Annotated in this window: 15 protein-coding genes; 5 read left to right on the forward strand and 10 right to left on the reverse strand. The window is 38.3% G+C overall.

Features of this window, described 5'->3' with window-relative positions; all coding sequences use genetic code 11:
• Positions 1–38: 38 nt before the first annotated feature.
• The 3 genes from prfB to dsbC form a co-directional block, all read right to left on the reverse strand.
• Positions 39–1,137 (reverse strand): peptide chain release factor 2 gene (gene prfB / locus H4J57_RS08545; protein ID WP_182221813.1). Its coding sequence is split into 2 segments (ribosomal slippage): positions 39–1,061 and positions 1,063–1,137, totalling 1,098 coding nucleotides; the frame shifts between segments, so codons are not numbered across the junction.
• A 151-nt stretch (positions 1,138–1,288) separates the two neighbouring features.
• Positions 1,289–3,034, reverse strand: coding sequence for a single-stranded-DNA-specific exonuclease RecJ (recJ, locus tag H4J57_RS08550; RefSeq protein ID WP_182216881.1), 1,746 nt, complete (start codon positions 3,032–3,034; stop codon positions 1,289–1,291).
• A gap of 100 nt (positions 3,035–3,134) precedes the next feature.
• Complete coding sequence (gene dsbC / locus H4J57_RS08555; protein ID WP_182221815.1) at positions 3,135–3,944, reverse strand: bifunctional protein-disulfide isomerase/oxidoreductase DsbC; 810 nt, start codon at positions 3,942–3,944, stop codon at positions 3,135–3,137.
• A 296-nt stretch (positions 3,945–4,240) separates the two neighbouring features.
• Here dsbC and fldB point away from each other — a divergent pair, with 296 nt between their 5' ends.
• The 4 genes from fldB to H4J57_RS08575 all read left to right on the forward strand — a co-directional run bounded on the left by fldB (position 4,241) and on the right by H4J57_RS08575 (position 10,363).
• Positions 4,241–4,789 carry a flavodoxin FldB gene (gene fldB / locus H4J57_RS08560; RefSeq protein WP_182216882.1) on the forward strand — a complete coding sequence of 183 codons (549 nt, stop codon included), beginning with the start codon at positions 4,241–4,243 and terminating at the stop codon, positions 4,787–4,789.
• A gap of 90 nt (positions 4,790–4,879) precedes the next feature.
• Complete coding sequence (gene srmB, locus H4J57_RS08565; protein ID WP_070376001.1) at positions 4,880–6,121, forward strand: ATP-dependent RNA helicase SrmB; 1,242 nt, start codon at positions 4,880–4,882, stop codon at positions 6,119–6,121.
• A gap of 184 nt (positions 6,122–6,305) precedes the next feature.
• Positions 6,306–7,367 (forward strand): FecR family protein, encoded by a 1,062-nt coding sequence (locus H4J57_RS08570; RefSeq protein WP_182242516.1) that lies wholly within the window; start codon positions 6,306–6,308, stop codon positions 7,365–7,367.
• Between the two features lie 107 nt (positions 7,368–7,474).
• Positions 7,475–10,363: a TonB-dependent receptor gene (locus H4J57_RS08575; RefSeq protein ID WP_259366825.1), complete on the forward strand. Its 2,889-nt coding sequence runs from the start codon at positions 7,475–7,477 to the stop codon at positions 10,361–10,363.
• Positions 10,364–10,380: 17 nt separating this feature from the next.
• Here H4J57_RS08575 and H4J57_RS08580 read toward each other — a convergent pair whose 3' ends face one another.
• Positions 10,381–10,848, reverse strand: a complete 468-nt coding sequence (locus H4J57_RS08580) for an LPP20 family lipoprotein (protein ID WP_070375999.1) — start codon at positions 10,846–10,848, stop codon at positions 10,381–10,383.
• 39 nt (positions 10,849–10,887) lie between these two features.
• Positions 10,888–11,544 (reverse strand): FlgO family outer membrane protein, encoded by a 657-nt coding sequence (locus H4J57_RS08585; protein ID WP_070375998.1) that lies wholly within the window; start codon positions 11,542–11,544, stop codon positions 10,888–10,890.
• Positions 11,545–11,739: 195 nt separating this feature from the next.
• Between H4J57_RS08585 and H4J57_RS08590 the strand changes: the two genes are divergently transcribed.
• Positions 11,740–12,903, forward strand: coding sequence for a flagella assembly protein FlgT (locus tag H4J57_RS08590; protein ID WP_182216887.1), 1,164 nt, complete (start codon positions 11,740–11,742; stop codon positions 12,901–12,903).
• 70 nt (positions 12,904–12,973) lie between these two features.
• Here the strand turns inward: H4J57_RS08590 and arsJ are convergent, their stop codons facing one another.
• The 5 genes from arsJ to H4J57_RS08615 form a co-directional block, all read right to left on the reverse strand.
• Entirely contained in the window at positions 12,974–14,215 is a 1,242-nt protein-coding gene (gene arsJ, locus H4J57_RS08595) for an organoarsenical effux MFS transporter ArsJ (protein WP_182242518.1), read from the reverse strand.
• Between the two features lie 130 nt (positions 14,216–14,345).
• A complete protein-coding gene (locus tag H4J57_RS08600; RefSeq protein ID WP_182216890.1) occupies positions 14,346–15,371 on the reverse strand; it encodes an ArsJ-associated glyceraldehyde-3-phosphate dehydrogenase in 1,026 nt (341 codons plus the stop codon).
• Positions 15,372–15,393: 22 nt separating this feature from the next.
• Complete coding sequence (locus tag H4J57_RS08605; RefSeq protein ID WP_182216891.1) at positions 15,394–15,750, reverse strand: metalloregulator ArsR/SmtB family transcription factor; 357 nt, start codon at positions 15,748–15,750, stop codon at positions 15,394–15,396.
• A 215-nt stretch (positions 15,751–15,965) separates the two neighbouring features.
• Positions 15,966–17,852, reverse strand: a complete 1,887-nt coding sequence (gene parE / locus H4J57_RS08610; RefSeq protein WP_182175801.1) for a DNA topoisomerase IV subunit B — start codon at positions 17,850–17,852, stop codon at positions 15,966–15,968.
• A 57-nt stretch (positions 17,853–17,909) separates the two neighbouring features.
• Positions 17,910–18,509 (reverse strand): YqiA/YcfP family alpha/beta fold hydrolase, encoded by a 600-nt coding sequence (locus tag H4J57_RS08615; RefSeq protein ID WP_182242519.1) that lies wholly within the window; start codon positions 18,507–18,509, stop codon positions 17,910–17,912.
• Position 18,510: the final 1 nt, after the last annotated feature.

The following is an 18,510-nucleotide window of genomic DNA, read 5'->3' on the forward strand; positions in this document are numbered from 1 at the left end:
TTTGATTGTCGAACCTTGCCACGCAAGGCTCTTCTACTTTATAAACCAGATTTTAGGCTGGCTTCTAAAAATTTGTCTAAATCGCCATCTAAAACTGCTTGGGTATTTCGATTTTCAACGCCTGTGCGTAAATCTTTAATTCGGCTGTCGTCTAAAACGTATGAGCGTATTTGACTACCCCAGCCAATGTCAGATTTACCATCTTCTAATTCTTGCTTGCCTTCATTTTTCTTTTGCATTTCCATTTCAAAGAGCTTAGCTTTTAACAACTTCATCGCCGTTGCACGGTTCTTATGTTGGGAGCGGTCAGCTTGACAAGCGACAACAGCGCCCGTTGGAACATGGGTAATACGAATAGCTGAATCAGTTTTATTAACATGTTGACCACCAGCGCCCGAGGCACGAAAGGTATCAATACGTAAATCAGCAGGATTAATATCGATTTCAATATTATCGTCAATCTCAGGATAAATAAATGCCGAAGCAAATGAGGTATGACGACGACCACTGGAATCAAATGGTGATTTTCTTACTAAGCGATGAACACCTGTTTCTGTACGTAACCAGCCATAAGCGTATTCACCGGTATACTTAATCGTACACCCTTTAATACCGGCAACATCACCGTCAGTCACTTCAATCGCTTCTGTTTTATAACCGTGTGCTTCACCCCAACGCAAATACATACGCATTAACATTTCAGCCCAGTCTTGTGCTTCAGTGCCACCAGAGCCCGATTGAATATCTAAATAACAGCTATTTTCGTCATGTTCACCAGAAAACATCCGGCGAAATTCTAATTTTTCTAAACTTTTTTCTAGCGCTTGAATTTCATCGTTCGCATCGTTAAAGGTTTCTTCGTCGTCTTCTTCTAGAGCAAGTTCAACTAAACCTTCAACGTCTTCACAGCCTCGATCCATTTCATCAATGGTTTCAACGATGGCTTCAAGAGAAGAGCGCTCTTTACCGAGTGCTTGTGCTCGTTCAGGATCATTCCAAACTTCAGGTGACTCTAATTCACGCACCACTTCAACCAAACGTTCTGATCTTTGGTCGTAGTCAAAGATACCCCCGAAGCATATCTGTACGCTCGCGGATGTCTTTAATCTTGTTTAATACCGGGTTAGCTTCAATCATAGTTTATAATTTTACATCGCAAATTTGGCGTCAAGATGCACGCCCGAAAGAATAAAATAAAATAGTCGCGCATTATAGCGTAATTTCATCGCTAAATAAACGATTTAACTGACTAAACTGGCTGAAAATAAAGCAATGAATCGCCAGGCTTTTATTCAAGGTATTCCACAATAAATTGCACACTTTGCTTGCCACGAAATTCATTAATATCGAGACGATAAGCAAGGTGGACTTGTTGAGTTTGATGGTCAGGCCAACGGCTTAAGTCAACATTAAAAGCGATAGCATCAAAAACTTGCCCCGCTTTTTCAACAACCAGTTTCAGATGTTTCTGACCGACAATACGTTGCTGAACCAGCTTAAATTTATCGTCAAATAAAGGTTCGATAAAGTTTTGTCCCCAAGGGCCAGAATCACGTAATAGCTGAGCAAAAGATAAGGTCATTTCATTGGTGGGTAGTTCGCCATCGGAGGCGAGGGTACCTTTGAGATCGTCACTGCTTAACCAAAGCTCGGCATATTGATTTAATAAGCGCTGAAATTCTTCAAAGTTTTCTTCTGCTATTGATAAGCCAGCTGCCATGGCGTGGCCACCAAATTTAATAATGATATTTGGGTGCTGCGTGTCAATATGTTCCAGTAAATCTCTAATATGTAAACCAGGAATAGAGCGTGCGGAACCTTTAATTTCACTGGTTTTTCCTGTTTTCTCAAGAGAAAGGTCATCACTCGTGCCAGCAAAAACAATACTGGGTCGGTGATACTTTTCTTTTAAACGACCAGCAACAATACCGATAACCCCTTGATGCCAATCTTTTTGAAACAAAGAAATCGCGTGCGGTAAGTTATCATCAGAAAAATTTAAGCTTTTCAGCACTTGTTCTGCTTCTTGCTGCATGCCCTGCTCGATTTCTCGGCGCGACTTATTCAAATCATCAAGATCAGCAGCCATTACTCGAGCAGAAGCAAGGTCTTTGGCAAGCAAACAATTAATACCGTACGACATATCGTCTAAACGCCCTGCGGCATTTATTCTTGGACCCAAAGCAAAACCAAAATCACTAGCAACTATCTTTTTCTGATCTTTACCGGCTATTTCGAGCAACGCTTGAATGCCTGGGCGCGTAACTCCCGCACGAATTCTTTTCAAGCCTTGTTCAACCAAAATTCGATTATTGTTGTCAAGAGAAACAACATCGGCTACGGTCCCCAAGGCAACTAAGTCAAGGAGTTGAGCAATATTAGGCTCTGCTATTTTTTTGTCAACGAACCAGTTCTTCTCACGTAAATATTTACGCATTGCCATCATAAAATAAAAAGCAACACCAACACCCGCCAGCGCTTTACTGGCGAAGTCACAGCCAACTTGGTTTGGATTAATAATAGCGTCGGCATCAGGTAGTGTCATGCCCGGTAAGTGATGGTCGGTAACAATAACACCTAATCCTAAAGACTTGGCTTTAGCGACGCCGGCAACACAACTAATACCATTATCAACGGTTATTAATAGCTCAGCGCCTTGCTTAGCAGCTATTTCGACAATTTCAGGTGTTAAACCATAACCATATATAAATCGATTAGGTACTAGGAATTGATAATTATCACAGCCAAACAAACGTAAAGCTTCCATCATTAATGCAGTGCTAGTCGCACCATCTGCATCAAAATCCCCAATAATGGCAATGTTTTTATTCGCGACTAAGCCTTCATATAAAACCTCACAGCCTTGATTAATCCCTTTTAAACTTTCAATGGCACAGAGTTGGCTGACATTAAGTTCGAGTTCAATTGCCTTATCAATACCGCGGCTGGCATATATCTGCTTAATAAGTGGATGAAGATGATTGGGAAGATGGTTATCTTCAACTTTGACACGGCGTACTATTTGCTTTTGCATAAGGAGAGTTTCTGATGATTAATTCAAAGAGGTTAAGAGAGCAAAATGGCAGGCTATTTGGCCTGCCACTTAGGTTAAATCATTAACAAACGATTATAATTTATCCTGCCGCTTTCATCTGTTCAATTATAGCAACAAGCGCATCCGGTTCTTGATAGCCAGGTAACATCATACCGTTTTCTAAAATAACAGCCGGTGTGCCACTAACCCCAACTTGACGGCCAAAATCAAACTCATCTTCAATGGGTTTATCACATATACGTTGTGCAACATTTGAACCCATTTTAGCTTTTGTTAACGCATCTGCTGGATTTTCGTGACACCAAATAGAGCGTAAATCTTTAAAGCCTTGAGAATATTGACCCGAACGGTCTTTCACACCTGAACGAGGGTAAGCTAAATAACGTACCGTGATACCTTTTTCATTATATTCATCCATTTGTTCATGCATCTTACGGCAGTAGCCACAAGTGATATCGGTGAATACGGTAACAACATGCTTTTCATTTTTTGCTGGATAGACAATCATCGCATCAGCAAACTTGTCCAAACCATCAAGTCGAACTTGCGCTAAACTTGCTTCTGAATAATTGACAACCTTGCCGCCTAAACCATAAAGTTTACCTTGAATGAAAAATTGACCATCGGCACTCGCATAGAATAAACCTTGGTTAGTGATAAGTTCAACTAAACCAGGCATAGCTGATGGTTTAACAGCATCAATTTCTAGGCCTAACATTAAACTAAGCTTTGCTTTTAATTGAACCGCATCGAATTCGGTAGGATTATTGATGGTAGATGTGGTGGTTGAGGCGCTACTTGCAACCACAGTCGGCTGCTCTACAGCAAACACTAAACCAGCAACACCGATACAAACCGCCGTAAGGGCAAGGGAAATTTTCTTAAACATTAATGACTTCCTAAAAGTAGAACTAACAATCGGTAATCTCAGTGATTACACAAGATTAATTGAGCTATATAACATGACCGTTTCTTAGTGAGTAAAATTACAGGGAATTGAAATAAAATGCAATAAACCTAGTCATATCACTCTATTAATAAGTGTAAACAGCCACTTTATAACGATATATATATTTTACTGCCTTGATATAAACTATCTGTTAAACTCTCGCAAAAATAGTGACCCTAATGTTAATCGGTCAATATCTTACTTCTAAGCTCAAAAAAGATGCTAAAGGCTACCTCATGAAAATTGGTTTATTTTACGGTTCTACCACTTGTTATACTGAAATGGCGGCGGAGAAAATTCAACAATATTTTGCTGACAAAGCAAAGTTCAAGACAGAGTTCGACGTTGAATTGTTTAATATCAAAGAGACACCACTAAGTAAGATTGACGATTTCGATCTGGTTATCATGGGTATTTCTACTTGGGATTATGGTCAAATTCAAGAAGATTGGGAGGGCCACTGGGATGATATCGCGACTTTAGATTTATCAGGAAAAATTATCGCCCTTTATGGCATGGGTGACCAAATTGGTTATACCGAGTGGTTTCAAGATGCGCTGGGCATGTTGCATGAACAAGTCATCGCCCAAGATGGTTTTGTTATTGGTTTTTGGCCCAACCAAGGTTATGAGTTTGAAGCCTCTAAAGCGCTCACCGAAGATAATAGTCAATTTGTCGGTTTGGCATTAGATGAAGACAATCAATACGAACAAAGTGATGAACGTATTGCATTGTGGTGTCAACAAATTCAAAGAGAAATAGCTGAGATTATTGAAAGTGAATAAAAACTAAAAATAAATAGCTTTAGCTTTAGCTAAATAGCCTGTTTCGCTTTATAATTCACGGCAATATTATCCTGACCGAAATTATACTTTATGTTTGAGCAATTTGACCTAGATTCAGCACTACTAGGCGGCATTACAAATGCTGGCTATAAAAAACCAACATCTATTCAAGAGTTGGTTTTACCTGTCGCCATGACAGGTAAAGATGTTTTAGCTTCAGCGCCAACGGGCACAGGTAAAACAGCTGCTTTTATATTACCTATCGCTCAACATCTGCTAGATTACCCGCGTAAAAGCCCAGGTTTTCCTCGGGTACTTATTTTGTCACCAACGCGCGAGCTTGCTATTCAAACCAGTGAGCAATGTACACAATTAACTGAATTAACTGATATTAAAACTGGGTTGATCACTGGTGGTGTTAGTTATGACAGCCATAAAGATGTCTTAACTAAGAACACCGATATTCTAGTTGCTACGCCAGGCCGTCTACTTGAATATCTTGAATCAGAACAATTTGAAGCCCGCGACATTGAAATTCTTGTACTTGATGAAGCTGACCGTATGCTTGATATGGGTTTCTCTGATGCGATTAACCGTATTGTTGGTGAAGCTCGCTGGCGTAAGCAAACCATGCTTTTCTCAGCAACCCTCGAAGGTGCGGGTGTTTTACGTTTTTCAAAAGAAGTACTTAACGAGCCAGTATTTTTAGAGTCTCACCCATCACGAAAAGAAAAAGCCAAAATTCACCAATGGCTTCACTTAGCAGATGACAAAGAACATAAATTTAAATTATTAATCAACTTGTTAAAACAAGAAGGCTTTGAACGCACGGTTGTTTTTGCAAACAAACGTGAAACGGTCCAGCATTTGTCAGGAAAACTCTACGCTGAAGAAATCCCCTGTGCTTGGCTTGAAGGTAAAATGCCACAAGACAAACGTAATCATGCCATTAATCGTTTACGCTCAGGTATGGTAAAAGTATTGGTTGCTACTGATGTTGCTGCTCGTGGTTTAGATATTGATGACATTACTCATGTTATTAACTTTGATATGCCACGCAAAGCAGATATTTATTTACATCGTATTGGTCGTACAGGCAGAGCGGGTAATAAAGGTACGGCTATCTCTTTAGTTGAAGCACACGATATGCCTGTCATTGCCAAGATTGAACGTTACATGGACGAGCGTTTATCACGTCGAAATATTGAAGGCTTAAAACCACAATATAAAGAGTCTAAAGTTGCCTTGAAAAAACCTAAGATCAAAATTAGTAAATCACAGAAAAAAGCTAAGGCGAAAAAACAAGCAAAACGTGCAAACAAAAAGAAATAAAGGTAGAGTAGAAAATATAGGAGGGTTTTCTAGTTTTGAAAGCCCTGATTATCATATTGATTTGTTAGGTAAAGTAAGTTTTACTTGATAATAAAAAACCGTTTGCTATTACGCTAGGATGCACGGCATGGTCGAATAAATATATCGATGTTTGCGTGAATCGAATGAAGACAAAATATTTATTATGGCTAAAATACAATATAATAATGAAATAGAAGTGCAGGCCAAATATTGGCTATCTCGCATTGAACAAGGATTGTCGCAACAAGAGCGACAAGCTTTTGTTGCTTGGGTTAATCAAGAAAACAATCATCACTTAGCCCTTCATAAGTACTCACCTTCGACCAAAATTTCTAAGTTACTTGCCGAGTTTAATGGTTTATTTCCTTTAGAAAAAAAACACTCTCCTCACTCTAAAAAATTATTCATGCAATTATCAATGGCTGCCAGTGTTATTTTCTTTGGTATCATCACCAGTGAGTTTTTTTTAAATAAACCTATATTTTCGTTTTTTCAATCAACGTCATCTGAAGTTATTTATGATCAATTTTCAACAAAAATAGGCGAGCATAAAAAAGTGACCTTACCCGATGGTTCAAATGTCGAGTTAAACACTGATAGTTTACTCACTATTAGCTTCAGTGAAGAACATCGTCAATTAAATTTGATCAAAGGCGAAGCCTCTTTTGAAGTCGCAAAAGATAAATTACGCCCCTTTAGTGTTACGTCTGGGCAACAATCATTTACCGCTTTAGGCACCATTTTTAATGTACAAAAAAGCGATAATAATCAGTTAGAGTTAATTGTTACCGAAGGGCGAGTATTAATCGCTGATTCGAATGAAACGTTACCGGCATTAACGAAAAAAATAGCCAGTACGGTTCAATTTCCACAAAAAAATAGCATTATAGTTGCAGGTGAAAAATCGACTATAATCAACAAAATTCAATCACCGACAAATAAAATTTCATCACTCACTTTATCTCAGGAACTTTCCTGGAAAAAAGGCATACTTATTTTTGATGGTGAATCACTGGCCACTGCACTTGATGAAATTAGTCGCTATACCGATGTTAAATTTACCATCAAAGATAAAGCGCTTGCCCAAATGAAAGTGTCCGGTTATTTTAAGTCAGACGATGTTGGTACTTTATTAGATTCAATTAGCTATAATTTCGACCTAAAATATACCAAGACAAGTCACAACACTGTAGTTATCACCAAAGCAACTGACGCCATAATTTAATGGTCAACGCCTCAAATAGGCTATAGATAAGTACAATGAATAAAAATTATAAATAGAAGGTGAGCTTTCTGTATTCAACGATCACAATCAAAGCACTAGTTGACACCTTGCTAAACTATTTATTTAAAGAAAGAAAAAAACAGCAACACCGTGCTGTTTTAACAAAACAATTGACACATTTTTTTTGTTCATTCTTTATTATTTTTCCATTATCTTTTAGTTTAACCACTCAAGCTAAAGTACAAGCTATTGCACCCAATATAACGCACTTTACTGTCGCCGCTCAATCCGTTGATCAAGCATTAATTAAACTTGCCCAGCAGGCCGATCAAACCATTATATTTTCTTATGATTTAACCCGAAGTTTTAACAGTAATGCCATAGAGGGTTATTACTCAGTTTCTTTGGCTTTGAGGAAGCTCCTTAAAAACACGGGGCTTCATGCAGAAATAAATAATAAAGGCCAATGGTCGATAAAGCAGAAAAATAACGTTACAGCGCAGAGCAAATCTAAACAAGTAATTAAGACCACAGAAAAAGTCAAAGCCATTGAAAAAATAGTTATTGTTGGTAGTCATATTAATGGCAGAACCGTAAAAGAGTTACCTGTTCCTGTTGATATTATATCTGCTGACACTCTGCGTAATAGTGGCCAGACTAACCTTGGTCAAATATTGCAAGCACTAGTACCTTCTTTTAATTTTTCTCGTTCAGCAATAAGTGATGGCAGTGACGTATTACAGCCAGCAACATTGCGTGGTTTAGGACCGGATCAGACACTGATTTTATTAAATGGTAAGCGTCGTCATCAAGCGAGTTTAATTCATATTAATAGCTCTGTTGGCCGAGGTACAGCTGGTACAGATATGAACGCCATTCCAGTAAGAGCCATTAAACGTATTGAAATTTTACGTGATGGTGCAGCCGCACAATATGGCTCGGATGCCATAGCGGGTGTTATTAATATTGTGCTAAACGATAGTAGTGAGCAAGCGACCTTAACAACATCAGCAGGTGCTTATCAGCAAGGCGATGGTCAAGATTATCAGCTATCTTATACGCAAGGTTTACCGCTGGGTGATGACGGCTTTATTAATGCCACATTAAGTTTAGTCGACCATCAAAGTACCAACCGCTCAGGTTTACATGGTGCCTGCCAATTTGGCCAGTGCATTCAATTGGACAATGGTCATTGGCAAACCGATGATCCTCGAGAGTTATCCGCTAACCGAGCAACATTTCGTATTGGCGACCCTTCGTATCAACAACTTTCTTTTGCCGCAAACAGTACATTTGAACTGAATAACGGGCAACTTTATGGCTTTTTAACCTATTCACATCGAGAAAACCAATCTGCCGCATTTTTTCGTCACAGCGCGAATAACAATGAAAACCCACTATTAAGCGATGGTCAAGCAACGATTCCTCAGGGTTATTTACCCAAAATAGATTCAGATATAAAAGATATGTCATACAATTTTGGCTATAAAGTGGCTTTCGATAATGACAGCGCCATTGATATTTCATATACCTATGGCAAGAACCAAATAGACTATACGACTAAAGATTCACTTAATGCTTCTTACGCTAACTATCTATTACAAACCAGTGACTTAACAGTAGATGAATTACGTGCTCAATTACCAAAGTCTGCTTTTGCTTACGGGCTATCCTTGTCACTTGAGACAGTAAATTTACTTTTTAGCCAAGACTATGAAAATTATTCACTCGCGTTAGGCGCAGAGTTTCGCCAAGAAATATACCAAATAATACCAGGTAACCCCTACAGCTTTCAGGATTATGATACCGACAATGATCAAGCATTGTTTGACCAAGATGCCGCTGGTGGTATTCAAGGTTTTCCGGGGGTTGCACCTGAACTTGCGGTTAACGAGAGCCGTGATGTTGTTTCACTTTTTGCGGAGTCTGTGACCCAAATCAATGACTTTATCGAGCTCAGTGCGGCCATTCGTTATGATGATTATGATATATTTGGTAACAGCACCAATACAAAACTTGCGGTGCATTGGCAAGCACACCAGCAACTTATTTTGCGCGGAGCCTATAGCACAGGTTTTCGTGCACCTTCTATGCAGCAAATGTATTTCAATAATATCAGTACACAGTTTATTGTTGACGAAAGTGGCTCATTGTTGAGTGAGGAAGTGGAAACATTCAGAAATGATAGTACTTTGACCACTCGACTCGGGGTGCCTTCTTTAAAAGAAGAAGAATCTGACAACCTCAGTGTTGGCTTTATCTACAGCCCTACTGAGAATGTAGATATTAGCTTTGATTTTTATCAGATTGATATTGATAATCGTATTGTCATTAGTAGTAAATTGGGTATGGGAATATCACCTCTACTCGACCAAGCTTTTACTGAGGAGTCTGTTACCAAAGGACAGTTTTTCTTAAATGGTGCAGATACCGCAACTCAAGGCACTGATATTGTTGCTACTTGGCAGACTCAAGCTTTTGCTGGAGATATTAACTTCACCTTAGCGGCAAACTTTACCAATACAGAGGTAACCAAGTTATTTACACCTGATCACAGCACACTGCATACCATTAGCGTTGAAGAAATTTTTTCACAGCAAGATATTTCTATCATTGAAGAGTGGCAACCACGCAATAAAGTAAGTGTAAACACCCTTTATAAAAACCAGCACTGGACCATCAATATATTGTTCAATCACTATGGTAAATATACGATAACCGATGGTGGTAAACAAACTTATGGCGCAGAGCTATTAACTGATATTAGCGTTAGCCATCAAATGTCAAAAAATCTTGCGGTCACTGTGGGTAGTCATAATTTATTTGATGTTATGCCTGACAAAAATCGTATAGGAAACTCTCGAGGAGGCACGATTGAAGATCAACAAGGTAATATCATTGTTGATAGCACAGGTGTATTCAAATATTCACGCCGATCAGCTCCTTTCGGTTTTAACGGCGCATATTTTTATGCAAGTCTGCAATATGATTTTTAAGGGTGTGCTGTTAACACTTAATAATAGGTAACCGCTTTAATTTCACGTTTGGGTGAAGAAGCTAAATAAATATTATAAACATCTTCAAAGTCTAAACTTAACTCTGTGGTGTAACTGTCGCCAACAGGATAGCTTTTAATCACTTTAGCTGCGCGGATGACACCTTGAACTGACGCTGACACTTCATTTTTACCCATTATCAGTTGTGACATGGTCATTTCACCATTTATTTTTTGCCCATAAACTTGTTCTGCAAGTTCTGCATAAGCGGCAAGCTTTGAGGCATTAATCGCCATCAACATACGCTGCGTTTCATGTTGTGAGTTTTGCAAACTTATCGGCGCTTGGCCAATAGCATGTAACACAGGGAAGGTTTCAGGCTTAACACTTTGCCATTGTACGTGTTTGTCATAAACACTAGAACAGCTGGCAAGTAACAAAGCTAAACTACCAGCGGTTAATATATTAAGAATAATTTTTTTCATCATAAATACCAAAAGTTAGTCCTACATCAATATAAAAAACTAATTAACAATTTTAATTGAACGTTCGTCTTCTGCTAACATAACGCTGTTTCGAATGATTAATCCATCTTTTATCCGAACACTTTCATCTTGATTAATCTGTTCACCAATTACCCAGCTTGGGATAAAAGATTGTGCCGTGGCAACAACAACACGTGATTGCATACCAATCATCCGAGCATTAATCATCACACCATTTTCTTGTTCCATCATGGTACCGGTTACAACATAGTCAATAATCTGCCGCTCTGGCAGCTCTTTCCAGTCGCGACTAAAAACATAATCACCTTGAGCAGTGACACGAATATGTCCCGTCGTTTTAAAATCAATAACAACTAAACCATGGCGCTGTAATTCATGAACAAAGTTCTCTGATATTTGATTACCCAGCCAATTAGTTGACTCAAGGTTTTCTAATTCGACAAAAGAAGCTACCGCGATAGGTGTTTTAGGGTTTACAAAAGAGCTGCTTTCAAGCATCTGATAAGTAAGCCCTTTAACAACATCTGCTATCGCATGTCGAGGTAGATTGAAACTGTCAATTTCACCTCGTACTTCTTGCTTTGATTTATAAAAATTATCTTCATCACTCATCATATTCATTGATGAACACGACATCAACGTTGGAATAAATAATGGAATAAGCCACTTTTTCATTGAGCTCCCCTTGATCGCTCTGAAAGCGAATAATCAGTTTTGCAGTAATATCGATAAACGACATCAAATAGTTTCTAATATAAATAAAGCACAAATCGCGCCAATCTATAAAGTTACTTGCGTATTAAAATAAGTGGGCATAGAAACTGCATATTCGACAGTAGATATTAAACCTTTTTTACTGACGGACTTCATATGCGCTTATTTATATCAGCTCTACTTTTATTTTTTATCACTCATTCTGCTGATGCCCAGTGGTATGAAGCTCAGGGAAAGTCAGTAATAATGCAGGGCAATGCCGAACGAGCAAAAACATTAGCCATAGAGAATGCATTAAAAAAAGCCTTACTCGTTGCCGGAGCTTCCGTATCGAGTGTGCAAAAAACGGTTAACGGATTATTGACACAAAATGAAATAAATATTCGCGCCAGTGGTACCGTAAATTCTTTTGAGCTGGTTGATGAAAATTATGAGGGCAATTTGGTCACCGTAACCATTCGTGCTGACATCTTCCCACAAAGTAAACAGTGCTTCTCTTCTGATTATCGAAAGTCTTTATTAATTACCCGTAGTAACTTAATGCATAGAGAGCAAGCGAGTATCGGTAAAATTTATGCTCTTGATAATAAATTGATGGCTAAGCTTGCTTATAAAATTAACAACCAAGGTATTTATCTCGACACCCGATTGTTATTAAAAGAGAAGTCTCAGTTCTCAAGATTAAATAACAGCTTACAAGTTGAAGCAATAAAAAATCTCACCATGTCGTTAGCTAATATCAGCGATACTCAGTATGTCATGTATTCTGAAATTAATGACATTAGCTTTGCACAAGCCTCAACCAACGGTTGGCAGTTCTGGCAAGAAGATGTTTTTAACCGTCAGTTTAGTGTCAGCCTATATATTTACAACGGTACTAATGGTGAATCTGTCTTCACTAAGCAGTACCGTAGTTCTGCCCCATGGGAATTTGGCAAACGTCAGCAAGTTGATGTTCATAGCGAAGTATTTTGGCAAAGCCAATACGGAATGGCCATTGAAAAAGTGTTAGGGGATATGATCATTGATATCGACGAAAATATGATGTGTCAACCTACTCGTGGCAAGGTAGTGCAAATAGCCGGTAATTCGTTAACGATTAATTTAGGTAAAAGGCATGGCGTAAAAGTTGGTGATGAGTTTTCTCTATTACACTTAAATAATATCATTACTGACTCAGGAAAAACCTATGCCGGTTTTAACGTTAGCCCTTACACAGTAAAAATAACCCAAGTGTCTCAGCAAAGCGCACAGGCAATGACTACTGACGGGCAATTACTGGGTAACATCCAATTAAATGATTTAGCGGTGCGTTACTAACTTCATAGCTATATAGAATGTTAACGTTACCAGCATGCTGGTAACGTTAACCTTGTCACTGTTTTGCGCCTTATTCGTTTGACAGAGTAATACGTTTAATCAATAAGGCTGAAAGTCCAGCAAACAAAGCGGAAATGATTAAACAGGTAATTAAGTTAGTAAATTGATAAATAACACCTGACATAACAGTCCCTAATAACCTTCCCAGGGCATTAGCCATATAATAAAAGCCAACATCCATAGAAACGCCATCTTCTTTCGCCATGGCTACAATCACATAGCTATGTAGCGCAGAATTAATAGCAAAAACAGCCCCAAAAATAAATAAGCCTGCAATAATAATGATTTCAGTACTGATGTTGAGCTTGGTCGCATAAAACATCAACAGTGCTAACAACAAGGTAACACCAGATAAAATCATCCCCCAAGTAAATAACAAATGACCCTTGATATTATGTTGGTTATTTTTAATAAAAAATTTAGGTGTTGAGCCTTGAACAATACCATAAGCGATAATCCATAACGCCATAAATATCCCAACATTAGTATGTTGCCAACCTAAATTACTGACCAAATATATCGGTAATCCGACAACAAACCAAATATCCCTAGCAGCAAATAAAAATAAGCGCGCGCCCGCCAAATAATTTAATGATGAGTGATTTGAGAATATCTCTTTAAATTTAACTTTGTGCTTTGCCTTACCTAAATCACCTTGCAATAATAACAGACTAAGCACAAAAACAATCGCTAGCACACTCGCCATTATTAGCATGGCTACTGAAAATCCCACGGTACTTAGTAACCAGGCACCTAGGAAAAAACCGATACCCTTTAAGGCGTTTTTTGATCCTGTAAGATAAGCAACCCAACGGAAAAGAACAGCGTGATCTTGGTTGTTATTGCTCGTTGGTACCAACGTTTTAATACTGCTTTTAGCGCTCATCTTATTAAGATCTTTAGCTATACCCGACAGCGCTTGTGCCAACATAACCCAGATAACGGTTAAGTATTGTTCAGGAACTGTTAGCATTAATAAAGCAAAAACTTGACTGAACAGACCAATATTCATGGTTTTATTCAAACCAATTTTTGCTCCTAACCACCCGCCAACTAGGTTGGTTATCACGCCAAAAACTTCATAAAATAGAAATAACATCGCAATGGCAAGCGGGGAATAACCTAGATGATGAAAATGTAATAATACCAGCATACGCAAAGCACCATCGGTTAAGGTGAAAAACCAATAGTTAGCGGTAATTAATAGGTACTGTTTTACCGCACTAGGCAGTGCAGTTATTCTGTTTAACATAAAGGTACCAATGATGGTATTTTCGATTGATGTTGGCGTATGCTAATAAATAATCAAGAGTATTAAACATTAGCGTAACGCCAAGATATTATTCTTTTAAAAACGCAGTCTATGTCGATATTCTCAAAGACTAGTCCTTAATATCAGATCGTCCAACTAACAACATTAACTCTGCAGCTCGATTGGCATAACCCCATTCGTTGTCATACCACAAATACATTTTCAATTGGGTGTCATTAACAACCATGGTTGATAGCGCATCAACAATACATGAACGTGGATCCGTTTTATAATCAACAGAGACCAAAGGACGCTCTTCATAGCCAAGTATATCTTTTAGGTCTCCTTGTGCCGCCGTAGACATCAATTGATTAATTTCTTCAACTGTTACGGCTCTATTTAGCTCAAATACACAGTCAGTAATTGAGGCATTCGCTAACGGAACTCGCACGGCATGACCATTTAATTTTCCCTTTAGCTCAGGAAAAATATGGGTAATAGCGGTTGCAGACCCGGTAGTCGTTGGAATTAAACTTTGGCCACAAGCTCGCGCTCGACGTAAATCTTTATGAGGCGCATCAAGGATAGTTTGCGTATTGGTGATATCATGGATAGTCGTCATACTGCCGTGTTTTATGCCAACACTGTCTTGGAGAACTTTAACCACTGGCGCTAAACAATTAGTGGTACAAGAAGCAGCAGTGACAATTTTATGCTGTGCTTTGTTATAAAGGTGATGATTAACGCCCATGACAATATTTAAGGCGCCCTCTTCTTTTACGGGTGCTGTAACCATAACCCGTTTAACACCTTGTGCTAAATAAGCGCTTAATAGTTTGGTCGTTTTCATCACTCCAGAAGCTTCTACAACAACATCACATTGTGACCAGTCAGTTTCAGCTATGGTTAAATTATGACTAATATTAATGTGATGTTCACCATCTTCATCACAGACGATCATTTGGTTATTGTCGACTTGTGCATCAAATTTCCAACGACCATGAATAGAGTCAAAATTCAGTAAGTGTGCTAATGTTTTAGCATCACCTGCGGGATCATTAATTTGAATAAACTCTATTTCTGGCCATTGCCATGCCGCACGTAAAACTAAACGTCCGATGCGGCCAAAGCCATTAATTCCTACTTTAATTGTCATGATTTATTCCTATTTATTAAGGTTATTCGCAACATGTTTGCTGTCTGCTCGGACGATTGCCCATATCAATAAGGTTTGTTACACATGCGGTTAAATATGCTTGATTGTTAAGACTTGATAACTCGATGACTTCTTTTTGCCAAAATGGCATTGCATCAACGAGACTATAAAAAACCCAGCGTCCTACTTTTCGTTCACTGAGAATATGATGTAATTTAAGTTGGGCAATATGACGTGATATTTTAGGTTGAGATAAAGACAAAGCGGCCGTTAATTCACAGACACACAGTTCCTTTTCCATTTGTATAAGTAAAATTATTTTTAGCCGAGTATCATCAGCTAAATTTTTAAAAAATTGAACCACCCTATCATTATTCATAACTGGCACCGCATTAATTCGAAAGCTTATTTGGAACATACATAAAATAACAATACACATTTAACATATGTTTTTTCATATATATGGAAAAACATATGTTATTTCATATTGAGAGAGTATGCAAATAACCTTTTTAAATAAAAACAGTTGTTAGATAAAAGCGCAAAAAAAAGCATGAGTTAACTCATGCTTTGGTGTTAAGAAACTAAATATGGTTAAATTTCGACCATGTCACCTTTACTTTGCAGCCATGTTTTTCTATCTGGGCTACGTTTTTTTGACAGTAGCATATCCATTAACTCCATCGTTTCAGAGTGCTCATCTACCGTTAATTGCACTAAACGACGTGTATTTGGATCCATAGTCGTTTCGCGTAGTTGCAGAGGGTTCATTTCACCCAGACCTTTAAAACGTTGTACATTAACTTTACCACGTTTTTTCTCAGCTTCTATTCGATCTAAAACACCGTCTTTTTCGGCTTCATCTAAGGCATAGAAAACTTCTTTACCGACATCGATACGATAAAGTGGTGGCATAGCCACATAAACATGGCCACGTTGCACTAAAGGTAAAAAGTGTTGCATGAATAAAGCACATAATAACGTTGCGATATGAAGACCATCGGAATCGGCATCGGCAAGAATACAAATTTTACCGTAGCGTAATTCTGATAAATCATCACTATCTGGATCTATGCCTAATGCCACTGAAATATCATGGACCTCTTGTGAAGCCAGTATTTGTCCGGAATCGACTTCCCAGGTATTTAAAATTTTACCTCTAAGCGGCATAATTGCTTGAAACTCACGGTCTCTCGCTTGTTTAGCACTACCTCCCGCCGAGTCTCCCTCCACTAAAAACAATTCTGTTCGGGCAATATCTTGACTGCCACAATCAGTTAATTTCCCGGGTAAAGCAGGTCCTTGAGTAATTTTTTTACGAATAATTTTTTTACTGGCACGCAAGCGTCGCTGAGCATTTGAAATACAAAATTCAGCAAGGTTTTCTGCGATTTCAGTGTGTTCATTTAACCATAAACTAAAAGAATCTTTTACCACACCGGTAACGAAAGCGGCGCATTGTCGAGAAGATAAACGTTCTTTAGTTTGTCCTGCAAATTGTGGTTCTTGCATTTTCACCGATAAAATATATGAACATTTGTCCCATATATCATCTGGCGTTAATTTTACACCGCGAGGAATGAGGTTTCTAAATTCACAAAATTCGCGCATTGACTCCAATAAGCCTTGGCGTAAACCATTGACGTGTGTACCACCTTGGATGGTTGGAATTAAATTGACATAACTCTCTCCAATGCCCTCTCCACCTTCAGAGAGCCAAGTTACGGCCCAATCAGCGGCTTCATGCGAAGAAGAAAAAGTCCCAACAAAAGGGTCTTCAGGTAAACAAATACAGCTTTTAAGAGAATCTTTCAGGTAGTCGACTAAACCATCTTCGTAATACCATTGATATTTTTTATCTTCATTCTTGTCATGAAACTTGATGGTCAAGCCTGGACATAAAACAGCTTTCGCTTTTAATAAATGTACTAAGCGACGCACTGAAAAATTTGCTGAGTCAAAATATTTAGGATCAGGCCAAAACTTTACGCGTGAACCGGTATTTCTTCGGCCAACCGTACCGGTTTCATGTAACTCTTCAACTTTTTCACCATGCTCAAAAGCCATTTCATACACTTTACTGTCACGGCGAACTGAAACATCAACTCGGGTAGAAAGTGCGTTAACCACAGAAATGCCAACACCATGCAAACCACCAGAAAATTGATAATTTTTATTAGAAAATTTACCACCGGCATGAAGTTTACAGAAAATAAGCTCAACACCTGAGACACCTTCTTCGGGATGAATATCGGTTGGCATGCCTCGACCATCATCAATAATTTCCAGTGATTGGTCTTTATCGAGCACAACGGTGATATTTTGCGCATGCCCAGCCAAAGCCTCATCAACCGAGTTATCAATAACTTCTTGGCCTAAATGGTTAGGGCGAGAAGTATCTGTGTACATACCTGGACGATGTCGTACTGGGTCTAAACCACTGAGGACTTCAATGGAGTCTGAATTATATTGTTCGCTCATTTAACTATTCTAATAATGATTATGATTAAAAAATGTTTTAATACCTATCGGTCTACTTTATTGACTCGTTGGGTATAAATTAAAAAACATCGCAATTTTAGGTAACACTTTCGAGTAATCAATAAAGCTGTGATCCCCGCCTTGCTGGACAATTATTTGGCAGTCACAATATTTATCGACAGCTTTTTGATAATCTAACACTTCATCGCCTGTTTGTACCATGACCAAGTAATTATTTTTCGAAATAAATTGTTGTTCAAGGCTTTTTAATGACTCAATAAAATGCTTTTCAATGTAATAAACTTCCTGCGTGTAAGGATTAGTTTGTTCACCTAAATAATCGACTAATAATTCAAAGGGCTTTACCGCCGGATTAATTAATACGGCTTTGCCTTGATATTTCTCTGATAAATACGTTGAAAAATAGCCACCTAGTGATGAACCAATAAAATACCAAATATTTTCTCTATCGTTTTTTGAGTCTATTAGTGTCGTTAATTGCTTGATAACAGCCGTTGGTGATGAAGCTAACTGAGGGCTAAAAAATGAGACTTCGGGAAAATGTTCATTAAAGTAATGTTTTGTCAGTTGCGCTTTCATCGATTGTGGTGATGAATTAAAACCATGTATATATAAAATATTAATCTGTTTAGACATT

Source organism: Colwellia sp. BRX8-7 (assembly GCF_014077275.1).
GTDB lineage: Bacteria > Pseudomonadota > Gammaproteobacteria > Enterobacterales > Alteromonadaceae > Colwellia_A.

Coding starts and splice junctions, on each gene's coding strand:
- recJ (WP_182216881.1), bottom strand. CDS start 3,034: ATGCAAAAGCAAATAGTACGCCGTGTCAAAGTTGAAGATAACCATCTT.
- dsbC (WP_182221815.1), bottom strand. CDS start 3,944: ATGTTTAAGAAAATTTCCCTTGCCCTTACGGCGGTTTGTATCGGTGTT.
- fldB (WP_182216882.1), top strand. CDS start 4,241: ATGAAAATTGGTTTATTTTACGGTTCTACCACTTGTTATACTGAAATG.
- srmB (WP_070376001.1), top strand. CDS start 4,880: ATGTTTGAGCAATTTGACCTAGATTCAGCACTACTAGGCGGCATTACA.
- H4J57_RS08570 (WP_182242516.1), top strand. CDS start 6,306: ATGGCTAAAATACAATATAATAATGAAATAGAAGTGCAGGCCAAATAT.
- H4J57_RS08580 (WP_070375999.1), bottom strand. CDS start 10,848: ATGAAAAAAATTATTCTTAATATATTAACCGCTGGTAGTTTAGCTTTG.
- H4J57_RS08585 (WP_070375998.1), bottom strand. CDS start 11,544: ATGAAAAAGTGGCTTATTCCATTATTTATTCCAACGTTGATGTCGTGT.
- H4J57_RS08590 (WP_182216887.1), top strand. CDS start 11,740: ATGCGCTTATTTATATCAGCTCTACTTTTATTTTTTATCACTCATTCT.
- arsJ (WP_182242518.1), bottom strand. CDS start 14,215: ATGTTAAACAGAATAACTGCACTGCCTAGTGCGGTAAAACAGTACCTA.
- H4J57_RS08600 (WP_182216890.1), bottom strand. CDS start 15,371: ATGACAATTAAAGTAGGAATTAATGGCTTTGGCCGCATCGGACGTTTA.
- H4J57_RS08605 (WP_182216891.1), bottom strand. CDS start 15,750: ATGAATAATGATAGGGTGGTTCAATTTTTTAAAAATTTAGCTGATGAT.
- parE (WP_182175801.1), bottom strand. CDS start 17,852: ATGAGCGAACAATATAATTCAGACTCCATTGAAGTCCTCAGTGGTTTA.
- H4J57_RS08615 (WP_182242519.1), bottom strand. CDS start 18,509: ATGTCTAAACAGATTAATATTTTATATATACATGGTTTTAATTCATCA.